We start from the raw sequence: 23052 nt of genomic DNA, 5'->3' as shown, positions 1-23052 counted from the left end.
TACTAAAAGATTCGAGTTAAATCACACTTTCATCCATTCACTCTTCACTTCTCACCGAGATTTCTTTCAGAAATCTCTCAGTTGCATCTTTCCATTCTGGCAGTTCGTATCCAATCGTTTCATTCAGTGGGAAAGTATTCATGGCGGAGAATTCCGGTCTCTGCGCCGCCGTCTTGAAGTCGCTGCCCTTAACCGGGACAATCTTTCCCTTCCATCCTGTGAGCTCGAGTATGTGTTTCGCCCATTCATATCTGCTACAGTATCCAGTGTTTGCCATCTGATATATTCCATAAGCTTTGGTTTCTAGAAGATCGATGATCGCCCTGGAAAGATCAGCAGTATACGCCGGGGAGGATATCTGATCATCTACAATCTTTAGTTCATTCTTCCCCTTCGACCATTCGAGGATTTTCTTGACAAAGTTCGTATTCCCGGCGCCGAAAACCCAGCTTAATCTGACAATGAAGCTACGATTCGAGAAAAGTGAGACTAGTTGTTCACCATATAGCTTGCTTTGCCCGTATTTCGATAATGGCTTTGGCTCATCCCATACGAAGTAAGAACTTCCCTTCTTTCCGTCAAAAACATAGTCTGTGCTGAAATGCATGAGAGGAATTCCTATTTCGTTTGCGACTATCGCGAGGTTCTTCGGACCGATGGCGTTGACCAAAAATGCATTCTTCCAGTCTTCTTCTGCCTTATCTACTGCGTTGTATGCAGCACAGTTGATTATTGCCTCAGGATTCGTTTGTGAGACAGTTTCTCTCACAGATTTGAGATCGGTAATGTCTAGGTGAAGCAGTTGATTAGCAGATTCGCTGATTGGCTGATTTGGATTTGGCTCGAAGGTCGTGGCGCGTGGTTCGTCGTGTAAAGACTCTGATTCACGACCTACGTGCAACGTGCTACCTTCCAAATAGTCCGTAGCAATATATTGAATACCTCGCCGCTCACATTCTTTCTGCAGATCCTGTCCGAGTTGTCCGTTGGCTCCGGTTATTAGAAGTTTCATACACACCTCACTTATGTAGTTTAGCAGATTAGCTGGATTGGCAGACTTCCTAATTGAGCTCGTGGCTGGTAGCGCGTGGCCCGTAGTAAGAATCTAAGACTTTCAAGCTAAGTGCCACGTGCTACGCGCTAATTCTGCTAATCTTCAAATCTGCCAAGCTGCAGTTCTTTCAACATCGGCCACTTCCTATCCTTTTCAGACAATAAGGGCTCTTTTATTCCGTATTTTTCAAGCGGCCATTCTATAGCTATATCTGAATCATTCCAGATGATACCGCCCTCATCTTCTGGATGATAATAATCCGAACACTTGTATGTGAACTCCACTATTTCAGTAAGCGCGAGAAATCCATGAGCGAAACCTTCCGGTATAAAAAACTGTTTCTTGTTCTCTTCACTCAGGACGACCCCGAACCATTTTCCAAATGTCGTCGAGTCCTTCCTTAAATCAACTGCTACATCATACACTTCACCTTTGATAACTCTCACCAATTTTGCTTGAGGAAACTCTTTCTGAAAATGAAGACCTCTTAGAATTCCCTTCTTTGATCTCGAATGATTGTCCTGAACGAAATCTATGTCAACCCCAATCTCGTGGAATTCCTTTTTGCTGTACGTCTCCATGAAAAAGCCACGTTCATCGCCGAAAACAGTAGGTTCGATAATGTATAGATCAGGAATTGGAGTCGGTTTTTTTTTGAATTTTGCCATTATAACCTCCTGAGATGCAGATTAGCTGGATTGGCAGATTAGCAGCTAAGAAAAAACCTCTTTCTAAACTTCTTATTGCTTGAAGAAGCCTTGTGTTCAGACAATCAAAGTTTATCATTTGGAACACGCCAAAGCGTTCTTCAGATCACCGGAGTTGCTAATCCTCGGCATCGCCTTTTCTGATTCTCCTAGAATCTTTCATAGTTCTAATGAGAGCGTTGATCCTCATTCCAAGTATCTCATATTCCATTTGAGTTGCATTTATCTTATCTAAATCTCCAAAGTTCAATGATCTGCAAATCTCAAGTTGAGTAATAACTTCAAAGAGAGACGCACGAGCTTGGTCAAGGAAATGAGCAAAGTCTTTCCTTGTACCTCTTCCCGATCCTTCAGCTATGTTTGAGGGTATGGAGACTGCAGATCTCTGCAGCTGTGCGGCGAGTCCAAACTGCTCATTCTTCGGAAACTCTCGAGTGATTTCATAGACTTTTACAACCAAATCCATGGAAACTCTCCAAACTTCAAGATCTTTGAACCTCAATTCCGCCATCCACCTATCATCCTTTCTAAACCCGTTCTAATGCTCCACCAATCTTCAAAACTGCTAACCTGCCAATCTGCTGAGTACTACGTGCTGCTAAGACCATTCTCCGCAATATCTTTCAGATATTTGCCATATTCTGTCTTCAAGAGCGGTTCTGCCAGTTTCAACAACTGTTCTCTATCTATATAACCCTTTCTAAATGCAATTTCCTCGATGCATGAAATGTAAAAGCCTTGCCGTTTCTGAATAGTCTCAACGAAGTTACTTGCTTCAAGAAGGCTGTCATGGGTTCCTGTATCCAGCCAGGCCATACCCCTTCCAAATAGTTCTACTTTGAGTTTTCCCATCTTCAGATACTCTCTGTTTAGATCGGTAATTTCGATTTCCCCTCTTGCAGAAGGCTTAAGATTCTTCGCTAATTCTACGACTTGATTATCGTAGAAATAAAGTCCCGGAACCGCGTAATGTGACTTAGGTTTTTCAGGCTTCTCTTCGATTGAGATGACATTACCAGCTTCATCAAACTCCACAACACCGTACGCCCGAGGATCTTTCACGTAATAACCAAAAATTACTGCACCTTCTTCCAGCTCCGCAGCTCTTTTCAAAGACCCGGATAATCCCTGCCCAAAGAAGATATTATCGCCGAGAATCATTGCGACTTTCTCGTCTTGAATGAATTCTTCGCCAACTATGAAAGCATCCGCGAGACCGCGAGGTTCACTCTGAATCTCATAGTCAAAAGACATTCCAAGTTGGAAACCATCACCAAAAAGTTCTTGAAAGATTGGAAGATCTCTTGGTGTCGAGATAATGAGTATCTGTCTGATACCGGCAAGCATAAGTACGGAAAGCGGGTAATAGATCATAGGTTTGTCGTAAACCGGGAGGATTTGCTTCGAAATAGCTTTTGTGATCGGATGAAGCCTCGTTCCAGCCCCACCTGCGAGAATTATTCCTTTCACGTAATCACCTCGATAGATTATTTCATCGCTTGAGAACAATATGACTCCATTATCAGGTTAAATTCATAGCAGTAAGCTCACATGAGTTAAATACGTTACTATGATACTACCCATGCCGTATTTGTTTGTTAAAAAAGAAAGGAAGTGACACCTCTTTCGCAAAGAATATTTCTTATATTTCCGTCTTTTCTACCAACCTAGATTCGCCAACACAATAAGCTAACCCTCGGTGTCCTTTGCAAGAGCAGAGAATACTGAAAAATGGAAGCCTCACCGATAAATGAAGAAGCAGGAAGGATCTCCCTTCCTTCCTGCCGTTAGGGTGTGTGAGTGGAACAGTTGCATGTTCTATGTTGCAAGAAATAAACGTTGGCCGTCAAAGGTCCACCGTTCTCCGGACAGATCTGCTGGCCGCTTGCTAAGAAACGCTCAGCGCTGGAAAAAGCCCTATACCATGATGCTAGGACAATGAACCGTCACTTTGGAGGTTGCTCCGTTCTTCGAAGCCTTCGTTGATTAAAACTTGATCCAAGACAAACACCCACCAAACTACCTAGGTATTGATTCTTGCTTTTCTTCCATCAGCATGGCCTTTTCCCAGTCGAAGTTAAGGACTGTTTCTCGGTTCACGGGTTTTCCTCTGTCTCTCGATACTATGACCCTCAGTTCTTCTTTCGGAGCATTGTCGTCATAGGAACGCTCGTGATGAAGCATGATTATCGTGTCAGCGCAGGCGGTTATCTCTTCACCGTCATGGAAGTCCTTCTCTTGAGGAAAGTTGCCGGGATTATCCAGAACCGTCCTCTTCATCTGGCTTCCAAGGATGATCGGAATATCGAGAAGTAAGGCGAGTTCTTTGAACCAGTCGACCTCTCCCTCTCTCTCGCAAATCAGCTGCAGGTAATCGACAAAGCAGACGTCGAAATTGAGTGATTCCTTCTCCTCCTCGATTTCATACGCCACCTCGTCTATCGCCCAGTCTCTAAGATCAAAAAAGAATAGCGGGATCTCGTTCAGCTCTCTTCTCAAGTTCTCCGCATCGTAATAGTCTCTGAAGTGCCTCGAAATGAATCTTTCCTTCAGCTCTAGCGTACTTCTCTCAAGTGTTATGTATGCGGTTTTTATTCCATCCCTTGCGAACCTGTGGGCCATGTTCAGCATCAGCGTAGTCTTTCCCTGAGAGGGCCTCGAACCTATTATGATAAGGTCCGTTTCTCTAATAGGTTGAAGAATATCGTTCAGTTTCTCTATCGGCCATCTGTATTCAGACATTTAATTCACCTCCATTAGAAATAGTTGTCCGTCAACGGTTCGCCGTTCTCCGGATTGAACCGCTGTACGCTTAAAAGCGGAGAACCCGCTGGTCGCTGGAAGAGCCGCTTGCTAGAAAACGCTTTTTGCTTAGCGCTGTTTAAAAGACGCCACTGACAACAAATAATGTGCATTATGTCAAAGATTAAGAGCAAAGACATTCAAAACTATGGTGTTCTTTTTCCTTAACAGGTCAGTGCTACAATAATGCTGGGGGTGAGCTTATGACTTATTCTTACGAAAAACTCGATGTTTACAAACTCAGCATGGCCTTCGCATATGATGTCTATCAGCTTGTCTCTTCATTCCCTGATTATGAAAAGTTTGGCCTTTCTTCTCAGTTGAGGAGAGCCGTAATATCCGTTCCTTCAAATATCGCAGAAGGTTCAGGAAGGCAACACAAAAAGGAATATGCCCAGTTTCTCTATCTCTCCAAAGGCTCCCTCAGGGAGGTCATAACCCAACTTGAATTGTCAATGATGCTCGGTTACATAGACCAGGAAACTCATGAAACACTTCGCGAAACAGCTGATAGACTTCACAGAATGCTCAATCGCCTAATCGCCAGCCTCAAAGTCTCATCCGACTAGTGCTCAGCGGATCTTCGATCTTCCCAGCGGGTTTTAGCACTTCCAGCGCTCAGCGATAAGCGGATCTTCTCAGCGTTCAGCCGGTCCTTGCTCTACCCAGCGTACAGCCCTCAGCGCTCTTTGTTCTTCCCAAAGGGTCTTGGCATTTCACAGCGAACAGCGCTCAACGATGAGCGGTTCTTTTTTATCTTCCCAGCGTTTCCTTCATCACTCACCCGATCTCCTGGCATTTTGCTGTTCCTTCGCTCCTTTCCTGCTGTGGAAATACTTCATAGATTTCTTCGTCCATTCCATGATTTCTTCATTCACTTCGTAGATATCGTTCAGCTCCTCAGCATCTCCGATCTCTTCAGCGTAAGCCTCTGTTATCTTTCCTCTCAGGGTCGCTTCATATCGTCGGACATCCAGAATTGCCGCAGCGCGAAACATCTTAATGCTTTCTTCGACCTTGTCTATCTTCTTCAGCGCTTTGGCGACGAGAAGATAATTCTCAGCCTCCAGAGGATCGAGGAGCAGCGCTCTCTGAAGCCATGCAAGTGAGTCAAGCGGTCTGTTCAGTTCGAGGTAGAGCTCGCTCATTTCCCTTAAAGTGTTGCGGTCATCGTTATCATATGAGAGAGCGAGCCTGTACATCATCTCGCTCTTGTTCGGAAGGTTTAGCTTCCTGTATACTCTTGCGAGATCCTTCACGCTTCTCATATCGTCGGGCCATCTCCTGTAGCACTCCTCGAAGAGCCTTTTCGCTATATGGAGATCACCGAAGTCTTCAGCTATCCTGCCTAGCACCAGGTATTCGCTGTCATACTTGAACTCGTCCAGCGGCTCTTCCTCGAGTTCCCAGTTAGGATCTTCTTTCAACCCTATTTCCGTAATCGTCTTGAGATAAAGCTCCTTAGCCTTTTCCGTTTCTTCTAGAAACTGGTGCCTTCTTATTTCGTTCAGTCTCATAATCATCATCATGTTTTTCACCTCTCTTATCCTTTCTAATCTCAAATCACTTAGATCAGAGCCGAGCCTCGGTGCTCTCTTGTCTGAATTCATCATTTAATGAGTCTTCATCCGTCAGATTATTTGAAGACGAGAGAAATTTTCTGTGCATATGGAGAATCTCTCCAAAGGAAGTACCTTCGCGGTATCCGTTCTTCCTTTCGGCTTCGAGTCTGTCGGCGTTCTTTCGTATTAACTCGACTGCTTCGATCAGATCCTCTGTCTTTGAAGAATCTCCAAGGTTGTCATACATCACCTTTGTCGTTATGTCTACCGCTTTAGGGATCTCCATGGAGAAGTTCAGCATAACTCCGGCGAGGAAGTTCTGCCTGCTTGCAGAAGGCCTCTCCATCTTTGAAAGTACCTTGCTCAGCTGGAAGTATCCAGTCGGGTCTAGGGGATGATCTCTCGTGAGTTTGTCGAACCAGAAGTAGGCCTCGGTTAGCTTTTCTTCGTTAAAGGCCATCTCTCCCAGCTGGAGAGTCGCCCAGAAATGCTTCGGGTCCATTTTCAGAACCCATTTGTAATTTCCCGAGGCCGCTTCGAGCCTTCCCATAGATCTTTCTATGTCGGCCATGGAGCAGAAGCCGCAGGTTTCATCCGGGTTTTTCTCGCAGAATTTCTTCAGCATCTCCAATGCCTTCTCCCTTTCTCCGAAAAAGGCCGTCAGTCTTGCCGCGTCATACAGCGCATATCCCGAGAGCTTTTTTTCGCCTTTCATGAGTTCCAAATAGAAAGCTCTAGCCTCTTTGAATTTCATCTGTCCTATGTACTTGTTTGTGATCCTTATGAGGTCTTCTTCTCTTGACTTCTTTTTCGCTGAAAAGCCTTTATCGACAACGGGATGGAGCTCGGGCTCGTCCCTCAAACCGAGAAGAAAATCTATTGAGACGTCCAGCGCCTCAGCTATCCTTAACAGGGTGTAGTACCCCGGGAACCTTTCTCCCTTCAGGTACGAAGTCAGTATCGAAGACCAGAGCTCTACCTTCTGAGCCAGCTCGGCTTCAGTCATATTCTTGTCTATCATTCTTTCCTTCAATCTTCTTGCGAATTCTTCCATGTTTTCCTCCTTTGAAATCAGTTGTAAGTTCTGAGATCCAAGTTGCAAGTAGAAAAGCCCAACAAGACGGGTCTCGGGCTGGGGTTTCGTGAACACAAGGGGTTGAACCGTCACGAAACCCCAGTGCTATTGAGGCCGTCATTCCGAACTTGTTTCGGGATCTGGGCTTGATCTTCTCGACGGGGTACGGAGGACCGTTGACAGATAACGTGGGTTTCATCAACGCTCAACAGCTCCTTCGGCAGCTCTTTCGCCAGGCAAGACACCACCGAAGAGTTTCGAGAGAAGCTCGTTGTTCACTTCCTCTTTCTTTCCGTTAAGCGCCTTGTCATCCTCCTTGAAATCGTATGATTCATATGCCCTTATGAACTGAGCCCTCACTACCCTTCTTGATTCACCCGTCATGTCGCATAACTCCTGCCATCCTATTGTCCTTTTTGCATTCTCGAGCCTTGGATCGTCGTAGAATTGCTCTTTGTAGATTCCGTGTTTGTGCACGTCATCGATGACTATCTGCCACGCGTCTTCAGCGGTCAACGAATTCTTTGTCTCATCGAGAGCGGCCTTTCTTATCGCGGCAATCGTCGGGGGTCTATGGGTCGTCATTACCAATCTGTGCACAGCTGCCAAGAAGGCCGTATCGGAGATATCGGAGAGCATCTTGTACCAGAGCTCTGTCGCCGGTCTTTCGAGAGCGAATCCGGGGAAGGCCATCATCAGTACCGCCAATCCCTCAGCGAATGTTTTTCTGTCCATCTAATCCAACTCCCACGAAGTCCCTCAGGACATCTGCCATCCTGTCTCCCCTGTTGGAGTACTTCCCCTCGAGGACCTTCTCGAAATTAGAGGGCTTCATAAGCCAATCGAAGTCTGCCCTCCATCTCGTGACCCTCCCCGAGAGGAACTCAGATTCCTCCACACTGTTGAAGTAATCTTCCCAGAACTCTATCGAGGGATACTCCTTCCAGCGTGCGCGGACGTTTCTCTTTCTAGAACCCGACCATTTTGCCGATTCCTTCGGAGCAGGAAGGGAGGGACAGAGATCGATGAAGGCCTGGCGGATCTTCTCGTAAGGTGCGCAGAAGTCGGCCGATCTCCTCTCCGGCGGAGACTCATCCGAAGTGGAAGAAGAATCGTCTTCTATCCGGGCTTCGAGAGAAGAGAAAACTCTGCTTTCATCGTCCGACTCATCTTTCGAATAGGATGTCGTCTGTTCTCCCCAGCTGTCTTTCGCCTCGATTTCTTTCTCTCTTTTGGAAACCCCCACAGATTCACCGGAAATCGGACTCTCTCCCGTCAGTCTCACTGACGAATTACCGTTAGGTAATTGTGTACTTTTTTCTTTTGTTTTCTTTGGTTTTGTTTTGTTTATATTATTGGGATCAGTCGAGAACGTATCGGGAACGCATCGGGGACGCGTCGGGCTTTCATCGTGATCATCCGTGCTTTGGTCGACAGCATTCATTTGCGCGCTATCTGCGGTTTTTGTAATCTGATCCCCGGCGCGCATCTGGGTATCCGTCGGGGACGCATCCGGTACGTGTCGGGTATCCATCGGGAACGCGAAAATCGAGTATTTTCCGGGGTTGAATCTGTCGCCCGATTCATAGGATATGAGTCCTGCCTTGCACAGTCTTCTTCTCGCTCTTGAGAGCTGTCCCTTTGTGCATCCATATACGCTCTGAACTATCCCGTTCGGAAGGACAAAGCTCTCGGGCCATCTCGCGTTGTTCGCGTAGTCGAGAACGAAGAAATATAAAGAAGTCTCTAGAGAGTTGAACTTGTGTATCTTATTTGCTATCCAGAAGTTGTTGATCAGTTCTATGTAATTCATACAAAACCTCCATTGAAATAGTTGTCCGTTGAGCGTTCACCGATCTCCGAAAGAACTAGATCCATTTATAGCGGATGCTTTCACGTCTTCTGAGCAAATGGCCAAGTTTTGCCGGTGAACCTTCTTTTTGCTATCGTCATCATCGGGAGGTGTGATGATGGCTTTTAGGTTCAAAGACCTCGAGGTTTGGAAGCTGAGCAAGGATTTCGCAAAGGATATCTACTCTGTTACCTCAACTTTTCCTGAGGAAGAGAAATACACATTGGTTTCTCAGCTTCGCAGGGCAGCGGTTTCCGTAATGTCTAACATTGCCGAGGGAGCTGGTCGCCAGTACAGGAAGGAATTCATTCATTTCCTCTACATGGCCTGTGGCTCTCTCAATGAAACAGTTTCCCAGCTGGAACTTTCGTCTGAATTCGGCTATATTGACAAAGAGACTCTTGAAACCATCGAAGAGAGTGCCGAACGGATTAACCGCATGCTATGGAAACTCTCAAAATCACTTGCTCCTTCCACCTCGGAGAACGGTCAACGGTGAACCGCTTGCCTTTTCTTGGGTCGGTGGTACGTCAAGATCTTACGAACCTGCTACCAGGCAAGAAACTTCTTTGCCAGCTGCTGAATCAGAAGGTAGGAGAAGACCTTACGTACCTGCTACCCCGTACCCCCAACTTCCAGCGATAAGCGGATCTTCCCAGCGGATCCTTGAACTACCCAGCGTTCAGCGATCAGCGGCTCTTTTGAATCTCCTCACCGGCTTGAGCTTCTCTTTCTTCTCGTATGCATCTTCGGGAAGATAGTCGACCAGTTCTGACAGATTCCTGAACGTGATGAATTTGAATGGATCGGGGAGGCCTACGACGGTATCCAGCGCAGCCTCTCTATCCAGAAGCCTTATCTGAGTCGGAGCTTCATCACTGGCATACTCGTATCCCTGAAGCTCTACCCTTCCTATCCCTTCCCTGTCTATGAATTCATCCGCGAGCTTCTTCATCTTCTTAGCCCCTTCCTGAAAGGCGACTGTCTTCTGAAGAGTGTTCTTCAGTGAATCTCTGTCCGTTATCATGAGATCTTCTCCTAGCTTTTCCATTAGGGGACAGAAGGAATGATAGAGACAGTAAGAGCAGTGGTCTCCCGCTTCCGGCGAAAAATCGCTCTGAAGGATCTGACTTATCCAGGCGTAGAGATTGATCCCGGCCTCTTCAAGGTTTTCCTTTGTCACCTCTTTAGAAATCGAGGCTCCAGCAGAAAGAGATACCCATTCAATCCTCCCTATCTCGTATCCCTGTCTCGATAGAGCCCAGGCGTAGATAAAGAGCCTCTCCCAATCGGGATCACCGAATCCTGCCTTGAAGTGGCACAAAACGAGGGGCTGGTTAACCGTCCCCGGTCCTCCGTCCTCCGAAAGTCCACAAAAAGCAGATTCAAGGCTCTTTACAGCTTTTTCGGCGAACGGTGAACGGACATCGGAAGACGCTGCCTTATCATCATATTTTCCATTTGAACTGGATTTTGATCTTACGAACCCGCTACCACCTGCCCCCGACCCCGGCGCAGTGTAAAGACACTGCGCTCTTCCCCTAAACACCACTTCGGGTTCGTTGAACGGAATTGGATTGGAGAATCTATCGAGCGCGAAGGGAATATTCAGAGCTACAACATCTTTGCTATTGAGAAATTGAACCCCGTAGTCTATCTGGTCGAGATCCCTCTTCAGGTTCTCTCCAAAGAGGAGAGGAGTAGGTGAATTTCCGAGATAAGAATTGAACATCGCCCTCAGGATGAGGCCGTTGTGTTTTCTTCCCTCTCCCTGCGCTTCGGGAAGCCCCTCGAAATAACGGAGATAGAACCTGCGAGGACATTCCACGAAGGACTTGAGTCTTGAATACGATAGTGGGAACGGGTGACGGTTCTCCGTCAGCTGTTCTCTACTTTGGGATTTCTCAAGAGCTAGTTTCTCCGAGAATGCAGATCCGGTTCTTCCGGACCTGCACTCTGTTGAAACTGCTTTTCCTTCCGAAGTAATATCACTGTTGCAGAAACTGCAGGCAGAATTAGTCACTTTCTGACTAGAAATGCTAACATTAACTTGGTTTCTATTTTGTTTTTTTGAGAGCGGATCTCCTGCCAGAGGTCCGTTCTCGTTTTTTACTGCCGGATTCATGGCGAATCACCTTCCTTTCTTAAGTACAGTTCCAAGTTCCAAGTTGTTAGTTGCAAGCAAAAGAGCCGCTTTTCGCTGATGGCTATTCGCTGCGAAGAGCAATTCGTACTTTATCGCGCAATAGTAAGTATCAGTTGAGCAACAAGATCAGAACCAGATTCTGACCAGAACCTTTGTCAGAATGACGCAAGGTAAGAAAGACAGTCGTCCCGTGAATGGTCTCATCTGTCATCCCGTGACACTTACCTGATGAGCCTGTTTCAAAACGATTCTGAGTAGAAGTTCTTTTCAAAGATCATATACTGGATCTGTTTTCCCTTCGAGTTTCTAGTAGTCTCGATTAGGTTTTTCTCGAAGCGAAGCTTCGTCTCAAACTCAAAGCATCTTCTCGCTCTTCAATTAGCCTTCTCGGAGGACGGTGGACCGTTGACCGATAACCTTCTTCATCAGTCATTTTGCGCCTCCTTTGTTGTTAGTTCTCTTATAGCTCCCTCATATACGCCTATGTCATATCCGAGACTGTAGAGATACATGAGATCCTTGTAGCCGGGAAATCTGGAAGTCCTTGTGAAGCAGGGGAAGATTCTCTCCACCGGAACGCCCAGAAAACGGGCCAGGGTATCCGCGTTTCTGAAACCGGGAATTATCCTTCCCAGCTCGACCTCGGAGATATACTTCTGGTCCTTGCCTATCACCTCTCCGAGCTCCCTCTGGCTAAGTTCTCTCATGATCCTCTCATCGCGCAGGTTGCCCATAAATCACCTCCTCTCTCCATGGTTTGAGTTCATCCAGAACTCCATTTCCTGAATGCAACGGCTATGAAGCCCTGGATATACTCCAAATCATCACTTCATATTCTTGTGAACAAAACCGGGCTGTTCGAACACTGTGTAGATTTAACTAAACTTGCGCAGACTGTTCCCGATCAGTGAAAAACTATTATGCCTTTATTAAGGCGACAGACCTGAAGATGAGTTCTTGAAGAAAGAAACCCTTAAACAAAGAGAACAAAAGATATAAGCAGTCTTTCCGAAAACTTCCATATTTTGAAAAACCTCCATCGGCTCCGCAAGTCAATCAAAACTGGTTGTATATATTCTATATCACCCTCACAAACGCTGTCAAGAACTGTTCGTGAGCTATTCGGCATTGAGAGACCCGGAGCGATATTTTCAAATGCTGTTATTTATTAGCGATTATTGCCGTTTAATGCCAATTATTTCATTCTTTCGATGTGTTAGAATTTGTCTCTTTTCTAATCTTCTTTTTTCTTTCGTTTTCATGATTTTCGACACATGAATGCGATAGCTTTCAATCGGAATAAAAGAGCCTTTGCTTCTCTATTTTGATTATACATAGCCGTTATTCCAGAGCCAAACTCAGGTGTTTTTCACCTGAGCTTGGTGTTTTTTGATCCTGTGATATATATTCATCTCACGTGGCCACGGAGAAGAAGAAAACGGAGGTTGCGGGTACGCGGTAGCGGGTGGGTAAGATCTTTCAAACCCCCAACCCCTTACCTCTGACCCCGGCCTCCAGGAAAAGGAGGAATTTTCATGGGATTAGGAGCAACTGTGATGGTAGTTGGTACCGAGAAGTCACTTTCGATCACCTGGGATACCGGTGTCATTGAGGACGACAAACCGGTCCTCTCTAGACAGACTCTCAGCGTAGATTCGGCAATGACTGCACAGGAGGCATACGATGCAGCCTATAACATAGCGAGCCTCACCAATTACATCATCGCCGACATCAGACTGATCGAAACCCAGACCCTCGGACCGATTGACTAAGAAACGGATGTAAGAGGGTAGAGGATAGAGGTTTGAAGTTAAAGATCTTCCTACCTCTAACCAAGTGATGAAACAACGATAGCCGAAGTCCGTCAGCCGTTCACCGATTAAGATCGTAAATGCAATGCCACTGCACTTTGAAGCTCTTGCGGAGCACGGAGGACGGCCGACGTAGAACCGTTATTCGAAAGGAGGAACTCAAATGAGAAACCTGAGCGTTAGATGGTACGATTCAACCGCGAAGAAGTCTAAGGGCTTCTACATAAAGGAGCCCAAGGAGACTCTGACTCAGGCTGAGGTCGAGACTGTGATGGGAAACCTCGTAACTCTGAAGGTAATCCCTTCAAGCTATGCGGTAGACTACGCAGCGGTAATCGACACTCAGAAGAACGAGTTGTTTAACCTCATATAGATGTAAGTGGATAGAGGTATGAGGTTTGAAAGGGATGGGGTTCCTACCCCGTCCCCTTTTCTAAGTACCGGATGAAGATCTGAGCTTCTTCTTCGAGAATATGAGACCATTCAGGAGCCTGTTGACCTCGTCTGCAAGCCTCTGTATAGAAGAGTGCTCTTCCTCTGAAAGGTAGCTCAGATTGTTGCAGATTTCGAGCTGTGTGGAGAGCTCCATCAGAGAACCCCTGGCAGTATAGAGAAATCTCAGAAGCTCTTTCGTAGACTCTCTTCCAAACCCCTCTGCGATGTTGGAAGGGATAGATACCGAGGCCCTTTGCATTTGAGACGACAATCCGTAGCGTTCATGGTCGGGGAAGTTTCTGGTTAGCTTGTAGATCTCAGTCGTCAGATTCATAGAAGATTTCCACAGCTGCAGTTTTCTGAAGTTTCCAAACATAGATACCTCCTATAACAGTGACTGTGATCCTCTATTATAGCTCTTGATCTTCATACCTCTCACCTCTGGCCTCTAACATCTACTCACGCTCAAAGGAGTGATAATATGTCGTGGATAAAAGAGTTACTATCTCTAATCACAGTCTTCGCAAGTTATGTAGAATCTCCCGGCAACGGACCGGAGAAGAAAGAGAAAGTGAAGCAGATGATAAAGGACGCGCTTCCAGATGAACAATGGAAGATCGATCCCGAATTCTTTGACTTCATCCTGGATGTCCTGATAGACCTCGTCGTCATGTTCCTGAACAGAGGCCTTTGGAAGACAGCGATGAAGGTGCTGGTGAAGTGAAATAGAACTGTCCCGCGAGTTCAAGAAGCGCGGGGCAGGTTCTTTTTCCGCAATCGATATTGCTTTTCTTGCCTGCAATTAGCTATCATTCGCTCCTTTTGAACTTAACATAAACTCTTTTTTGCTATAGTATCATATAGATGAAATTTCATTTGATTGTCGGTTTGAATCTTCATCAGACTCAAAGTTTTTCATAATCTCGGACAATAATATTGTTTTGGAGGTGAACCTTCTGAAGGTACTAAGATTGGGAGGAGTAAATCCCACTACTTCGAGATTCCTCGATCTTCTTGACTTTCCGGAGATCGAGCGTATCGATTATGTGTTGAATGAGTCCGAAGAGCATTATTTCAAGGAATTGAAGGAAGTTGCTAGTTTTTTCGGAATCGAAAACCTTCTTAAGAAAGTCTCAGTTAGTACGCTAGCTTTGGGACCTTTTAGCAAGCTAATCAGAAAGGGCAACAGAATAGTGAATTCCAGTCGGCTGAACAAGCTTATATATTCAAGGCTTCGGGAATTCAATCACAATGACTATGATTTCATTTGGGTCGGAGACAACGATTTTGACGGCTCTAACTACCTTTTTGCAGCTGCAAGAGATTACTTCGGGGATTCAGTAATGGTTCGAAGTTACAAGGAGACTCGATTCTCAAAGAAGTGGGAAGAGCTTTATACGCTTACAAATGCCGATAGACTGATATTTCCAAGCAGAGAGTACCAAAGATTTTTTGAAGACCTCTATGGAATCAAGGTGACTGGATTCGACGTTGCGGATCTTGATTGGCGCTACTCGCGCACAGCACAATGGGTAAGAAATCAGCGGGTTGAGAAGCTGTCCTCAAAAGATGCTGTTCCACACGTGTGCATTCTAACGGGCAGAGCACTCTGTGATCCTAGTGAACAGAGATCTGGATTTAGATACTACTTTGTTCCGATTATTGAGGAATTAGTAAAACGAGGTATCCACGTCCATCTTCATGCTATGAGGATAGTAGAATCTGTCTCCGAAGTCAGAAACCCATACAAAGAGATTAGTGAAAGAACTGGTCTGCTGTCAATCGAAGGTCCGCTAAGACTATCCGGCGGGTCTCAGGATTATGAGATTCTGAAGAGATATGACGCCGGAATACTGCATCCTCCAGTTCCTGATGAGAAGGATGAACTGAAAAGGTTTCAAGAAATCAATGTTCCAAACAGGATATTTGAGTATCAGATGGCAGATGTCCTTCCAATAAGCGAGAAGAATTCTACTCCTGCAGTTGAAAAGATTATCTCTGAAACGGGATTCGGTATTTTGTTCGAGTCCTATGATGAATTGTCCGGTATTCTTCATGAATTTGCTTCAAGCAAAATGACGAACGAATTTGATGTCACAAAGCAAAAAACATTCCGAGATTTCTCCGAAGTTCTCATAAGTTCGGTATCATAGGGGTGATGATTTGAAGAATGAAAACCTATCGGTAGTAGTTGGCGCGGGTCTTGCGGGTTCTGCTGCTGCAAGAGTTCTGGCGGAATCTGGAATTAGAGTTGTCGTTATTGAAAAGCTATCCCATGTGGCAGGACACTGTCATGATATGAAGAATGAAGAAGGAATTACTGTTCACACATATGGACCTCATATCTTCCATACTAACAACAGGGAAGTCTGGCAGTTTGTTAATAGATTTGCGGACTTCAATTACTATCAGCACAGAGTCTTAAGCTATGCTGACGGGAGAATGATACCTTTTCCAATCAATAGGGACACAATTGCAGAGGTTTTCGGTTTGACTCTCTCCACAAATGAGGTTCGAACGTTTTTATCTGAAGAAGTCGCAAGATCTCAATTTAGTAACCCACCAAGAAACTTCAGAGATGCTGTTGTTTCTCAGGTAGGAGAGAGGCTTTATGAGTTGTTCTTCAAGAATTACACCATAAAACAGTGGGAAAGAGATCCAGAACTTCTGTCTCCAGAAATCGCTAGAAGGATCCCAGTGAGGGAGAACCGAGATAGCAGGTATTTCACGGATAAGTATCAGGGAATTCCTTCTGAGGGCTACACAAGAATGATCGAAAGGATGCTAGATCATCCGAATATAGAAGTCCGGCTTAGTACTGATTATTTCGATATTGTGGAAGAATTAGGCGCATCGATGACTGTATATACGGGACCACTTGATAGATATTTTGGCTACGAATACGGGGAATTGGAGTACAGATCTCTTGAACTCGAATTCAGAACGTTTGATCAGGAGTTTTATCAGCCTGTTGCAACAGTAAACTATCCTAATGACTACGATTGGACACGAATAACTGAGTTTAAGCATTTTTTGGGAGAGATGTCGAAAAGAACTACTGTGTGCTTCGAGTATCCTAAGTCATCAGGAGAACCGTATTATATTGTTATGAGTGATGACAATCTTGAAAAGAGAGAGAAGTACATGAAAAATGTTGCTGAGCTTGAAGCAACAGGCAAAGTTCTTTTCATTGGTAGGCTTGCAGAGTATAAGTATTACAATATGGATCAAGTGATTGCAGAATCCCTATCGAAGACTCAACAATGGTTGCAGGCCAAATGAGTGTAGCCCGTAACTATGTTTACAACACAATTCTTCAGATTACGAATATTCTTGTTCCTTTCATAACAGTCCCGTATCTTAGCAGAGTTTTAGGACCGGAAGGTGTTGGGATTGTTGCTTTTTCTGGTTCGATTGTTCAGTACTTCATCCTCTTTGGAGTTCTTGGCCTCACACTGTATGGAAACAGATCAATTGCTTATGTTTCCGCGAGTACAGAAGAGAGGAGCAGAGTATTCTGGGAACTTGTTCTTCTTAAAGCAGCTTCCACTGCTCTTGCCCTGGTGGCATTCTACCTATTCTTGCAAGTTACAAGCCCCCAAAACCTCCCTGTTTACCTAGTGCAAAGTACTCTCATTATCGCCGCGGCATTGGATGTTTCTTGGCTTTTCATGGGTATGGAAGACTTTAAAAAGACAGTGACTAGAAGTCTATTTATGAAACTACTTGGAGCATCATTAATATTCATCTTGGTAAAAACGAGTCAAGACTTCGTTCTTTACGCTCTGATCGGAGCAGGCACTACGCTTTTTGGCCAGCTGATCATGTGGACATATGTTCCAAAGTACATAGAAAAAGTGTCTTTCAATTCGCTGCGTTTCAGAAGGCATCTAAGAGGAACCGTCAGATTGTTCATACCAACAGTTGCTGTAGAAGTTTATGTGGTTCTGGATAAGACAATGATTGGGCTAATATCAACTGATGCCGAAGTTGGTATTTATGAGATGTCTCAGAGGCTTGTGAAAATGGCTCTTTCTCTTGTGACCTCAATGGGCGTTGTCATGATTCCGCGTATGTCTGCGGTAGTTGCGAGAAGAGACAGCAATCTTCTAAATTCGTACGCAAGAAGATCATTCCACTTCGCAACGTATGGTTCAATATTCGTCGCGGCGATGATAATGGGAGTGATTCCTGACTTTGCACCAATCTTCTTTGGCGAAGCTTTCTTGAAAACTGTGGATGTAATTAGAACAATTGTACCAGTAGTTGTGTTCATTGCCTGGAGCAACGTATTGGGAATGCAATTGATGGTTCCCATGAAGCTTGAAAGGAGACTTACGTTGTCTGTCTCTTTGGGAGCTATGATCAATTTTCCCTTGAACTTACTTCTTATTCCCTTTCTAGGGGCAATTGGAGCTGCAATTTCATCAGTCGTAGCTGAATTCTCCGTAACTGCGAGTCAGCTATTCCTTATGAGAAAAGAGATCAAGATCAGTAGTCTATTCTCGGAGTTTCACAAGCATCTACTCAGTGGTATAGTAGCGCTTACTCTAATGAGTTTGATTTCAGCTTTACCCTTGCCTCCGTTGGCCCTCGTATTTCTGGAGCTATTAGTTGGAGCCATAACCTATCTTGTAATGCAGAAGCTTTTTAAGACAGAGATTAACGCTTTGGTAATCGCAAAACTTCGTTCCTTTCTCAAACGTTCTTGATGAGTGACATAAAGACCTCTCCATCTGATCTGTTTTAGTACTCTATATTTGCGCTGCAAATGATTCAAGCGTTATTTTTCACTTTCTTCTTCGGAACGGATTGTATTATCTACATAATCCTAATATAGTTCTTCATTCAACTGGAACAAGTCTGCCGTGAACGTTTCTCATTCCTCCGACAAGGTTGGTCCTTTGTTCCGAAGATATTCTGAATAAAAGGGGCGCTCTCATGCGCCCCTTGAGTTGTTATTGCTCTATTCCGCGGTGATTTGAAGAGTTCGTACTAGATAAGTGTTTTCGAGTTCAGAATCCGGAAAATCTATAAGGTGGGCGGAGATTACAAGCTCGTAGTTTCCTGCCGAGGGCAAGTTGAGTTCATGACCGAAATCCCAGTTCCAGACTTCTACTTGATCAATGACGTTTCCGTACGCATCGTAGAGTGTGATAGTTACAGGAATCTGACATTCAAGACATCCAGATGCGTCCTTCAATCTAGCACCGAGCCAATAGATTCCCGTGTTCATGGTTACCGCGGTTGCGTCATCGGGTATCCCGTCAATTTCGATATGTAGTCCTTCAAGAACATGCATATCCGTTGTTTGCCCTGACGTGAGCTGTATGCCTTCGAGATTTGAATAGTAGCATGTTCCGTTTCTGCAAACCCCGTAATGATAGCCAACCGTATCGCAGGGCATTAGCCGTATTGTGAAGTCTGATGTATGATACTCCGTCGATACTTTGCTCCTGAAATTGAAACTTATACCGAGATCTATCGCTTCGTATAGGTCAATACTGCTAATGAAGTTCAGTGCTGCACAATTCTCAAGCGACAATGTGCATGGTGATGGCATAGGTAGATTCTCTGTGAACCAGTGTCTTCCCTGGCCTAGCTCAATGAAATGGATCATGGCTATTGTGGGGATGTTTCCATAGAGCTTTTTTACTTCGGAGTAAGAGGTCGTAGATTGAGTATCATAGAAATCTAAGAGGAAGAATCTAGCCGCAACGATACTGGAATCAGATAACTCAAGCCCGTTTTCATCAATAAGAGTAATGTCTGCATGATCTGTGAAGGTTGAGAGTTCAATAATGTTTGCTCCGGGAACGCTTACGGTTCCCTCAAGAAGATACAACTTGACTCCGTCAAGAGAAAGTGCCTCTACTTTGGCCATGTATTCCCATGTACCTATCTCGAGACCCGAGATGTCCAGGAAACCGTTGTCTGTTCCCGTACTCGTTGATTGGTTCTCCGTAAAGAAGACGATGTTCAGATTTCTTATCTTCTCGCCGATTCCCGGATTGAATTTTATGTACGACCCGGAGGTAGTGGTTTTCTGGTCCTGGTAGTTGATGTTTACTCCTCTTGACTGAAGCTCCCCTATGGCAATCATATCCGTTGAATTCTCTGTGAGGTCGAGATAGTTTCTGTTTACGTCTACGAAGTCTTCCGAACCTATTCCTAGATTATTCACAAGAGGAGAGATGTCCTCTATCTCGTTGTCATAGAGACTTACCCATTCTAGATTCACAAGTGATTCTATCGGAGTAATGTCTGCAATGACGTTGGAAGAGAGACTGAGAGATCTAAGATTCACTAGACCTTCCAGTGCCTGAATATCGAAAAGACTGCCTTGCTTCTCTTCAAATCACAAAATAGGGACCTTATCATATTCATAAGGAAAAAACTACTACTCAGGTGACATTCAAGTTCTCGACCACATCCTTAGTGGCAGCTAAGGATGGATGAGCATCCTGGGAGTATTCAGGATTTGTGAAAGCCTCAGGAATTATTGTATTATTTTGTTGAGTGGTTTTAATTCCTTTGGCATTGAGGAACAAGGTTTCATCGTATTCTTTCATCTTTGACAACATGGAGAATGCGATTTTGAGGATGATGTTCCCCAGTGCTCTGAGGGCATGACCGTAAGTCTTGCCCTCTTTTCTCTTTCTTTTGTAGTAGTTTCTTGCCCATCCACAAGTCTTCAGAGAAGCGAAAGCTGCGATGTGAATCATGTTTCTTAGGTCTTTGTCGCATTTCTTTCTCATCAGCATTATTGACTTTCTGCCACTTTGAAAGAGGAAGGGAATAGTTCCAGCGTATTTCTGCATCTCCTGGTAGCTTCTGAAATCATGTGTGAGATAGGCCTTTACTATGTATGAGCCTATTACAGCCTTCACACCTGGAATAGAAAGAATGATCCTGTATGGACTATTCTCTAGGGTCTCTCCCATCTCTTCCCTCAATCTTTCTTGTTCCTCTCTCAAGGTGAGAATTTGATTTGCCAGGAACATTATGAGATTACCCTCACATGATGTATCGCCCCAAGAGATCCCTTCGCTTCTTATCCTGTCAAGCTTCTTTCTCAAGATGCTAGTCATTCTGTAGTTCTCTTTGTTCAGTATCTTCCTAAGCTCTTCGTTCGAAACTTTCTTAAATTCAGTTATCGTAGGGCAGATGCTAAGAATCCTCAAGGAGGTATTTGATCTGTACTGCTTATCCATAATGTGCAAGTATTCCGGGAAATACCTCAGTAGGACTGAATACAATCTGTTGCACTGTTGACTGTGAATTTTGGATACAATGCTGTACATAGTCACCAGTTTAGTGATCTTCGCTCCGACTCCTGAATATCTTGCCTTGAGACAGTAAGAGGGATGTTCCTTGAAGGTAAGAGCTATCGCCTTGGCATCTAGACTATCGCTCTTTGCCCCGGAGCTAAAATGATACTTCCTGGCTTCTTTGGACCTACAAGGAGGTAAGACATACACCTCTCTCTTGTTAGTGAGAAGGTAGTCTCCTATCCTGTTGTTTGCTTCTTCGATCACGAAAACTGCCTCTGGATAATCGTTCAGCAGTCTTTCATAACCTTTAACAGAGTCTGGGATCTTGAAACTCTTATCAGCCTTGAGGTCATAGCAAGTATGGGAGTCAGCTGACCAGTCAATACCTACGATCGTACCGCTTTGATCTTTCATCTCACAAACACCTCGCAATAAATGGATTAGCAGTCTACGAGTACCGATTTCCCTGTTGTAGCGTTCCTGAGGATCTTTCCCCGGATGAACTTATCATAGAACCTGAAGTACTCCCAGGAAGAAAGCAAGTGCTGTCCCTACGTAGCTCTTCCTTCATAAGGAAGGCTGACAGACCTCAAGTCTCTACCTTCTCCCTGACTGCCACCATCATTGTAGATAAATCATTCCTTAGAATTCAAGTCATAGCTTATATATCTACAACAGACTCTATTATTTACATCAGCGTAACGCACAATCATTCACACGGGAAAGACCGAGGAAAGAGGTAGTAGATTCATACAGTAGCACTTGCATAATACGTCATCGGGTGTAGTGTAATTACTGAGAGCACTTTCTCTCATCTGCCAAGCGAATCAGTCTTCGCACCGAAAAATTGGGACAGACTCCATTATTTACATTGGCGTAATTTACACTCTTTCACATGAGGAAGACCGAGGAAAAATCAAGAGAGGTGTTTGGAGAGGTTTTCGGTACTGGCAGATTTGTGTATTTCATTCTACAATATAACTTGTCTCGATATAATCTTGGCTAAGGCAGCATATAGACTGAAACACAGAGAAACTATACTATCGATTCGTTTCTACCGATGTTTTATTTCAAACTGAAAGAAGCTATTACTGCATTCAGGTATTTTGTTGTTTGCTTTTTTGCCTTTGAAAGGTTGAAAGCACAAGAGAATTCTAAGCCTAAGATGGAGGAAAAATGGAAAGGGAGATTGGTTTTATCAAATGGTTTGGGGGAAGAAACAAACAAGGGGAACTGCAAAACTACGGCTTTATTCAGGACCTCTCTCTCAAGGATGTTTATGTAAACAGACGAAGGTTTCTGAAGGGAGTAGAAGAAGAGAGCATAGAGCCGGATAAGATAGTCTTTTACAATATCAAAGAACTCAAAGATGGAAGAATTGAAGCGATTAACGTGGAAACCATAGATCAAGTGGATGATCTTAGTCTCCTAAGGGAGCTAAGAGGAAAAATGGGGACAGACTCCATTTTTGTTACCAAAAGCAAAAATAGGGACAGACTCCATTTTCTCAAGAGCGAAAGAGCGGTTCCGGCGTGCTGCGCCCAAGTTCCTCGTTCCAGAGCTAGGAGCTTTGTTCTTCGTTGGTTCAGGATCAACGGCATAAGACCCCGATCTAGATCCCGTATGAGAGTACTACGGGATTACATGGGATGACAGTATTGTAGTAGCGAAAAACGGGGACAGACGTCAGGATCCCGTCAGTCCCCATTTTCGCTATTTACATTCAGGAAACGTTGTTCAACGTTCCAGAGTTAAGAAATATCTTTCGCGCTCTCAGTAGGCGCAGCGATTGTTGTTCAAGCGAGCACATATGCTAGAATTCTGTTGTTGGTTTTCTTTCATTTCTTCTTCTGGGGAATCTGCTTAGATAGGTGAGTCGTATTGTCTTCATGAGGAATCGTTCGTCTCTGGTGTTTTTTAGTGTTTGAAATATTCCCGGGATAGGGAGAGTATGAAGCTAAGGCTTGTAGAATCTCCTAGGTTATCTTCCTGATCTTTTCTTGAGAAGCAGATAACCCTCTTGAAATCAGTTCTCATCTTTAGCTATGATAGAATCCTTAAGAAAAATCGGGACAGACTCCATTTTTGAGAACAAGAGCAGTTCTTCCTTCATAAGAGCGTGCAGAGAGCCGTCCTTCGACCTTCGTCCAGGAGCGTGGACCTTCGGAAGAGCGGGAAGAGGAGAGAGGAAGAGAGAGAGAAAGAGAGGGGACGCGAAAAACGGTACAGACGTCATGAGAATCGTCAGTCACCATTTTCGTCTGTTACTTACAATCAATGAAGGCGCAGATGCTGAATCAAATTCAGCATGACGGGAAGCAACACTTACGGAGT

At 44.7% G+C, this 23052-nt stretch carries 23 protein-coding genes; 9 read left to right on the top strand and 14 right to left on the bottom strand.

The annotated features are described in order from the left end of the window. Positions 1-37: 37 nt before the first annotated feature. The 5 genes from rfbD to V512_RS04295 all read right to left on the bottom strand — a co-directional run bounded on the left by rfbD (position 38) and on the right by V512_RS04295 (position 4503). Positions 38-1012, bottom strand: coding sequence for a dTDP-4-dehydrorhamnose reductase (gene rfbD, locus V512_RS04315; protein WP_099829234.1), 975 nt, complete (start codon positions 1010-1012; stop codon positions 38-40). Positions 1013-1149: 137 nt separating this feature from the next. Further along, the gene (rfbC, locus tag V512_RS04310) at positions 1150-1722 is read right to left on the bottom strand and encodes a dTDP-4-dehydrorhamnose 3,5-epimerase (RefSeq protein ID WP_099829233.1); all 573 of its coding nucleotides are present in this window, start codon (positions 1720-1722) and stop codon (positions 1150-1152) included. Positions 1723-1879: 157 nt separating this feature from the next. After that, the gene (locus tag V512_RS04305; RefSeq protein ID WP_099829232.1) at positions 1880-2272 is read right to left on the bottom strand and encodes a four helix bundle protein; all 393 of its coding nucleotides are present in this window, start codon (positions 2270-2272) and stop codon (positions 1880-1882) included. A 77-nt stretch (positions 2273-2349) separates the two neighbouring features. Next, entirely contained in the window at positions 2350-3231 is an 882-nt protein-coding gene (gene rfbA / locus V512_RS04300) for a glucose-1-phosphate thymidylyltransferase RfbA (protein WP_099829231.1), read from the bottom strand. A gap of 549 nt (positions 3232-3780) precedes the next feature. Then, positions 3781-4503, bottom strand: coding sequence for a DnaB-like helicase C-terminal domain-containing protein (locus V512_RS04295; RefSeq protein WP_099829230.1), 723 nt, complete (start codon positions 4501-4503; stop codon positions 3781-3783). Positions 4504-4766: 263 nt separating this feature from the next. Here V512_RS04295 and V512_RS04290 point away from each other — a divergent pair, with 263 nt between their 5' ends. Further along, positions 4767-5132 (top strand): four helix bundle protein, encoded by a 366-nt coding sequence (locus V512_RS04290; RefSeq protein ID WP_099829229.1) that lies wholly within the window; start codon positions 4767-4769, stop codon positions 5130-5132. Positions 5133-5339: 207 nt separating this feature from the next. Here the strand turns inward: V512_RS04290 and V512_RS04285 are convergent, their stop codons facing one another. From V512_RS04285 to V512_RS04270, 4 genes are all read right to left on the bottom strand, one after another. Then, positions 5340-6092 carry a hypothetical protein gene (locus V512_RS04285; RefSeq protein WP_133117314.1) on the bottom strand — a complete coding sequence of 251 codons (753 nt, stop codon included), beginning with the start codon at positions 6090-6092 and terminating at the stop codon, positions 5340-5342. 43 nt (positions 6093-6135) lie between these two features. Next, on the bottom strand, positions 6136-7179 hold the full coding sequence (locus V512_RS04280) for a helix-turn-helix domain-containing protein (protein WP_099829227.1): 1044 nt from the start codon (positions 7177-7179) through the stop codon (positions 6136-6138). A gap of 219 nt (positions 7180-7398) precedes the next feature. After that, complete coding sequence (locus V512_RS04275; RefSeq protein WP_099829226.1) at positions 7399-7935, bottom strand: hypothetical protein; 537 nt, start codon at positions 7933-7935, stop codon at positions 7399-7401. After that, the gene (locus tag V512_RS04270) at positions 7913-9013 is read right to left on the bottom strand and encodes a hypothetical protein (RefSeq protein WP_099829225.1); all 1101 of its coding nucleotides are present in this window, start codon (positions 9011-9013) and stop codon (positions 7913-7915) included. Before V512_RS04270 ends, V512_RS04275 begins: the two co-directional genes overlap by 23 nt. A gap of 157 nt (positions 9014-9170) precedes the next feature. Here V512_RS04270 and V512_RS04265 point away from each other — a divergent pair, with 157 nt between their 5' ends. Beyond that, positions 9171-9551, top strand: a complete 381-nt coding sequence (locus V512_RS04265) for a four helix bundle protein (protein WP_006487500.1) — start codon at positions 9171-9173, stop codon at positions 9549-9551. A gap of 183 nt (positions 9552-9734) precedes the next feature. Here V512_RS04265 and V512_RS04260 read toward each other — a convergent pair whose 3' ends face one another. Both V512_RS04260 and V512_RS04255 read right to left on the bottom strand, forming a co-directional pair. Beyond that, on the bottom strand, positions 9735-11177 hold the full coding sequence (locus V512_RS04260) for a PD-(D/E)XK nuclease family protein (protein WP_099829224.1): 1443 nt from the start codon (positions 11175-11177) through the stop codon (positions 9735-9737). 446 nt (positions 11178-11623) lie between these two features. Continuing rightward, the gene (locus tag V512_RS04255) at positions 11624-11932 is read right to left on the bottom strand and encodes a helix-turn-helix transcriptional regulator (protein WP_099829223.1); all 309 of its coding nucleotides are present in this window, start codon (positions 11930-11932) and stop codon (positions 11624-11626) included. A gap of 801 nt (positions 11933-12733) precedes the next feature. Between V512_RS04255 and V512_RS04250 the strand changes: the two genes are divergently transcribed. Together V512_RS04250 and V512_RS04245 are read left to right on the top strand one after the other, a co-directional pair. Continuing rightward, positions 12734-12970 carry a DUF1659 domain-containing protein gene (locus V512_RS04250; RefSeq protein ID WP_099772674.1) on the top strand — a complete coding sequence of 79 codons (237 nt, stop codon included), beginning with the start codon at positions 12734-12736 and terminating at the stop codon, positions 12968-12970. A gap of 202 nt (positions 12971-13172) precedes the next feature. Then, positions 13173-13382, top strand: a complete 210-nt coding sequence (locus V512_RS04245) for a DUF2922 family protein (protein ID WP_006487518.1) — start codon at positions 13173-13175, stop codon at positions 13380-13382. 60 nt (positions 13383-13442) lie between these two features. Here V512_RS04245 and V512_RS04240 read toward each other — a convergent pair whose 3' ends face one another. Continuing rightward, a complete protein-coding gene (locus tag V512_RS04240) occupies positions 13443-13820 on the bottom strand; it encodes a four helix bundle protein (RefSeq protein ID WP_099829222.1) in 378 nt (125 codons plus the stop codon). A gap of 105 nt (positions 13821-13925) precedes the next feature. Here V512_RS04240 and V512_RS04235 point away from each other — a divergent pair, with 105 nt between their 5' ends. The 4 genes from V512_RS04235 (at position 13926) to V512_RS04220 (ending at position 18156) form a co-directional block, all read left to right on the top strand. Beyond that, on the top strand, positions 13926-14168 hold the full coding sequence (locus tag V512_RS04235; RefSeq protein ID WP_099829221.1) for a hypothetical protein: 243 nt from the start codon (positions 13926-13928) through the stop codon (positions 14166-14168). A 247-nt stretch (positions 14169-14415) separates the two neighbouring features. Continuing rightward, on the top strand, positions 14416-15597 hold the full coding sequence (locus V512_RS04230; protein WP_099829220.1) for a hypothetical protein: 1182 nt from the start codon (positions 14416-14418) through the stop codon (positions 15595-15597). Positions 15598-15607: 10 nt separating this feature from the next. Continuing rightward, positions 15608-16726: a UDP-galactopyranose mutase gene (gene glf / locus V512_RS04225; RefSeq protein ID WP_099829219.1), complete on the top strand. Its 1119-nt coding sequence runs from the start codon at positions 15608-15610 to the stop codon at positions 16724-16726. Further along, a complete protein-coding gene (locus V512_RS04220) occupies positions 16723-18156 on the top strand; it encodes a flippase (RefSeq protein ID WP_165775338.1) in 1434 nt (477 codons plus the stop codon). The genes glf and V512_RS04220 overlap by 4 nt, the downstream gene beginning before the upstream one ends. Positions 18157-18410: 254 nt before the next feature. On the opposite strand, the gene V512_RS04215 is transcribed toward V512_RS04220, so the two are convergent. Continuing rightward, a complete protein-coding gene (locus tag V512_RS04215; protein ID WP_099829217.1) occupies positions 18411-19751 on the bottom strand; it encodes a leucine-rich repeat domain-containing protein in 1341 nt (446 codons plus the stop codon). 97 nt (positions 19752-19848) lie between these two features. Further along, positions 19849-21132, bottom strand: coding sequence for a transposase (locus V512_RS04210; protein WP_099829216.1), 1284 nt, complete (start codon positions 21130-21132; stop codon positions 19849-19851). Between the two features lie 762 nt (positions 21133-21894). On the opposite strand from V512_RS04210, the gene V512_RS04205 reads away from it, so the two are divergent. Further along, a complete protein-coding gene (locus V512_RS04205; protein ID WP_099829215.1) occupies positions 21895-22371 on the top strand; it encodes a hypothetical protein in 477 nt (158 codons plus the stop codon). The last annotated feature ends 681 nt before the right edge of the window (positions 22372-23052 follow it).

Origin of the sequence: Mesotoga sp. Brook.08.105.5.1 (assembly GCF_002752635.1) — a bacterium.
In the GTDB taxonomy this organism is placed as follows: domain Bacteria; phylum Thermotogota; class Thermotogae; order Petrotogales; family Kosmotogaceae; genus Mesotoga.
The sequence above is the reverse complement of the archived record's forward strand: the minus strand, read 5'-3'. Positions and strand labels throughout refer to the sequence as shown.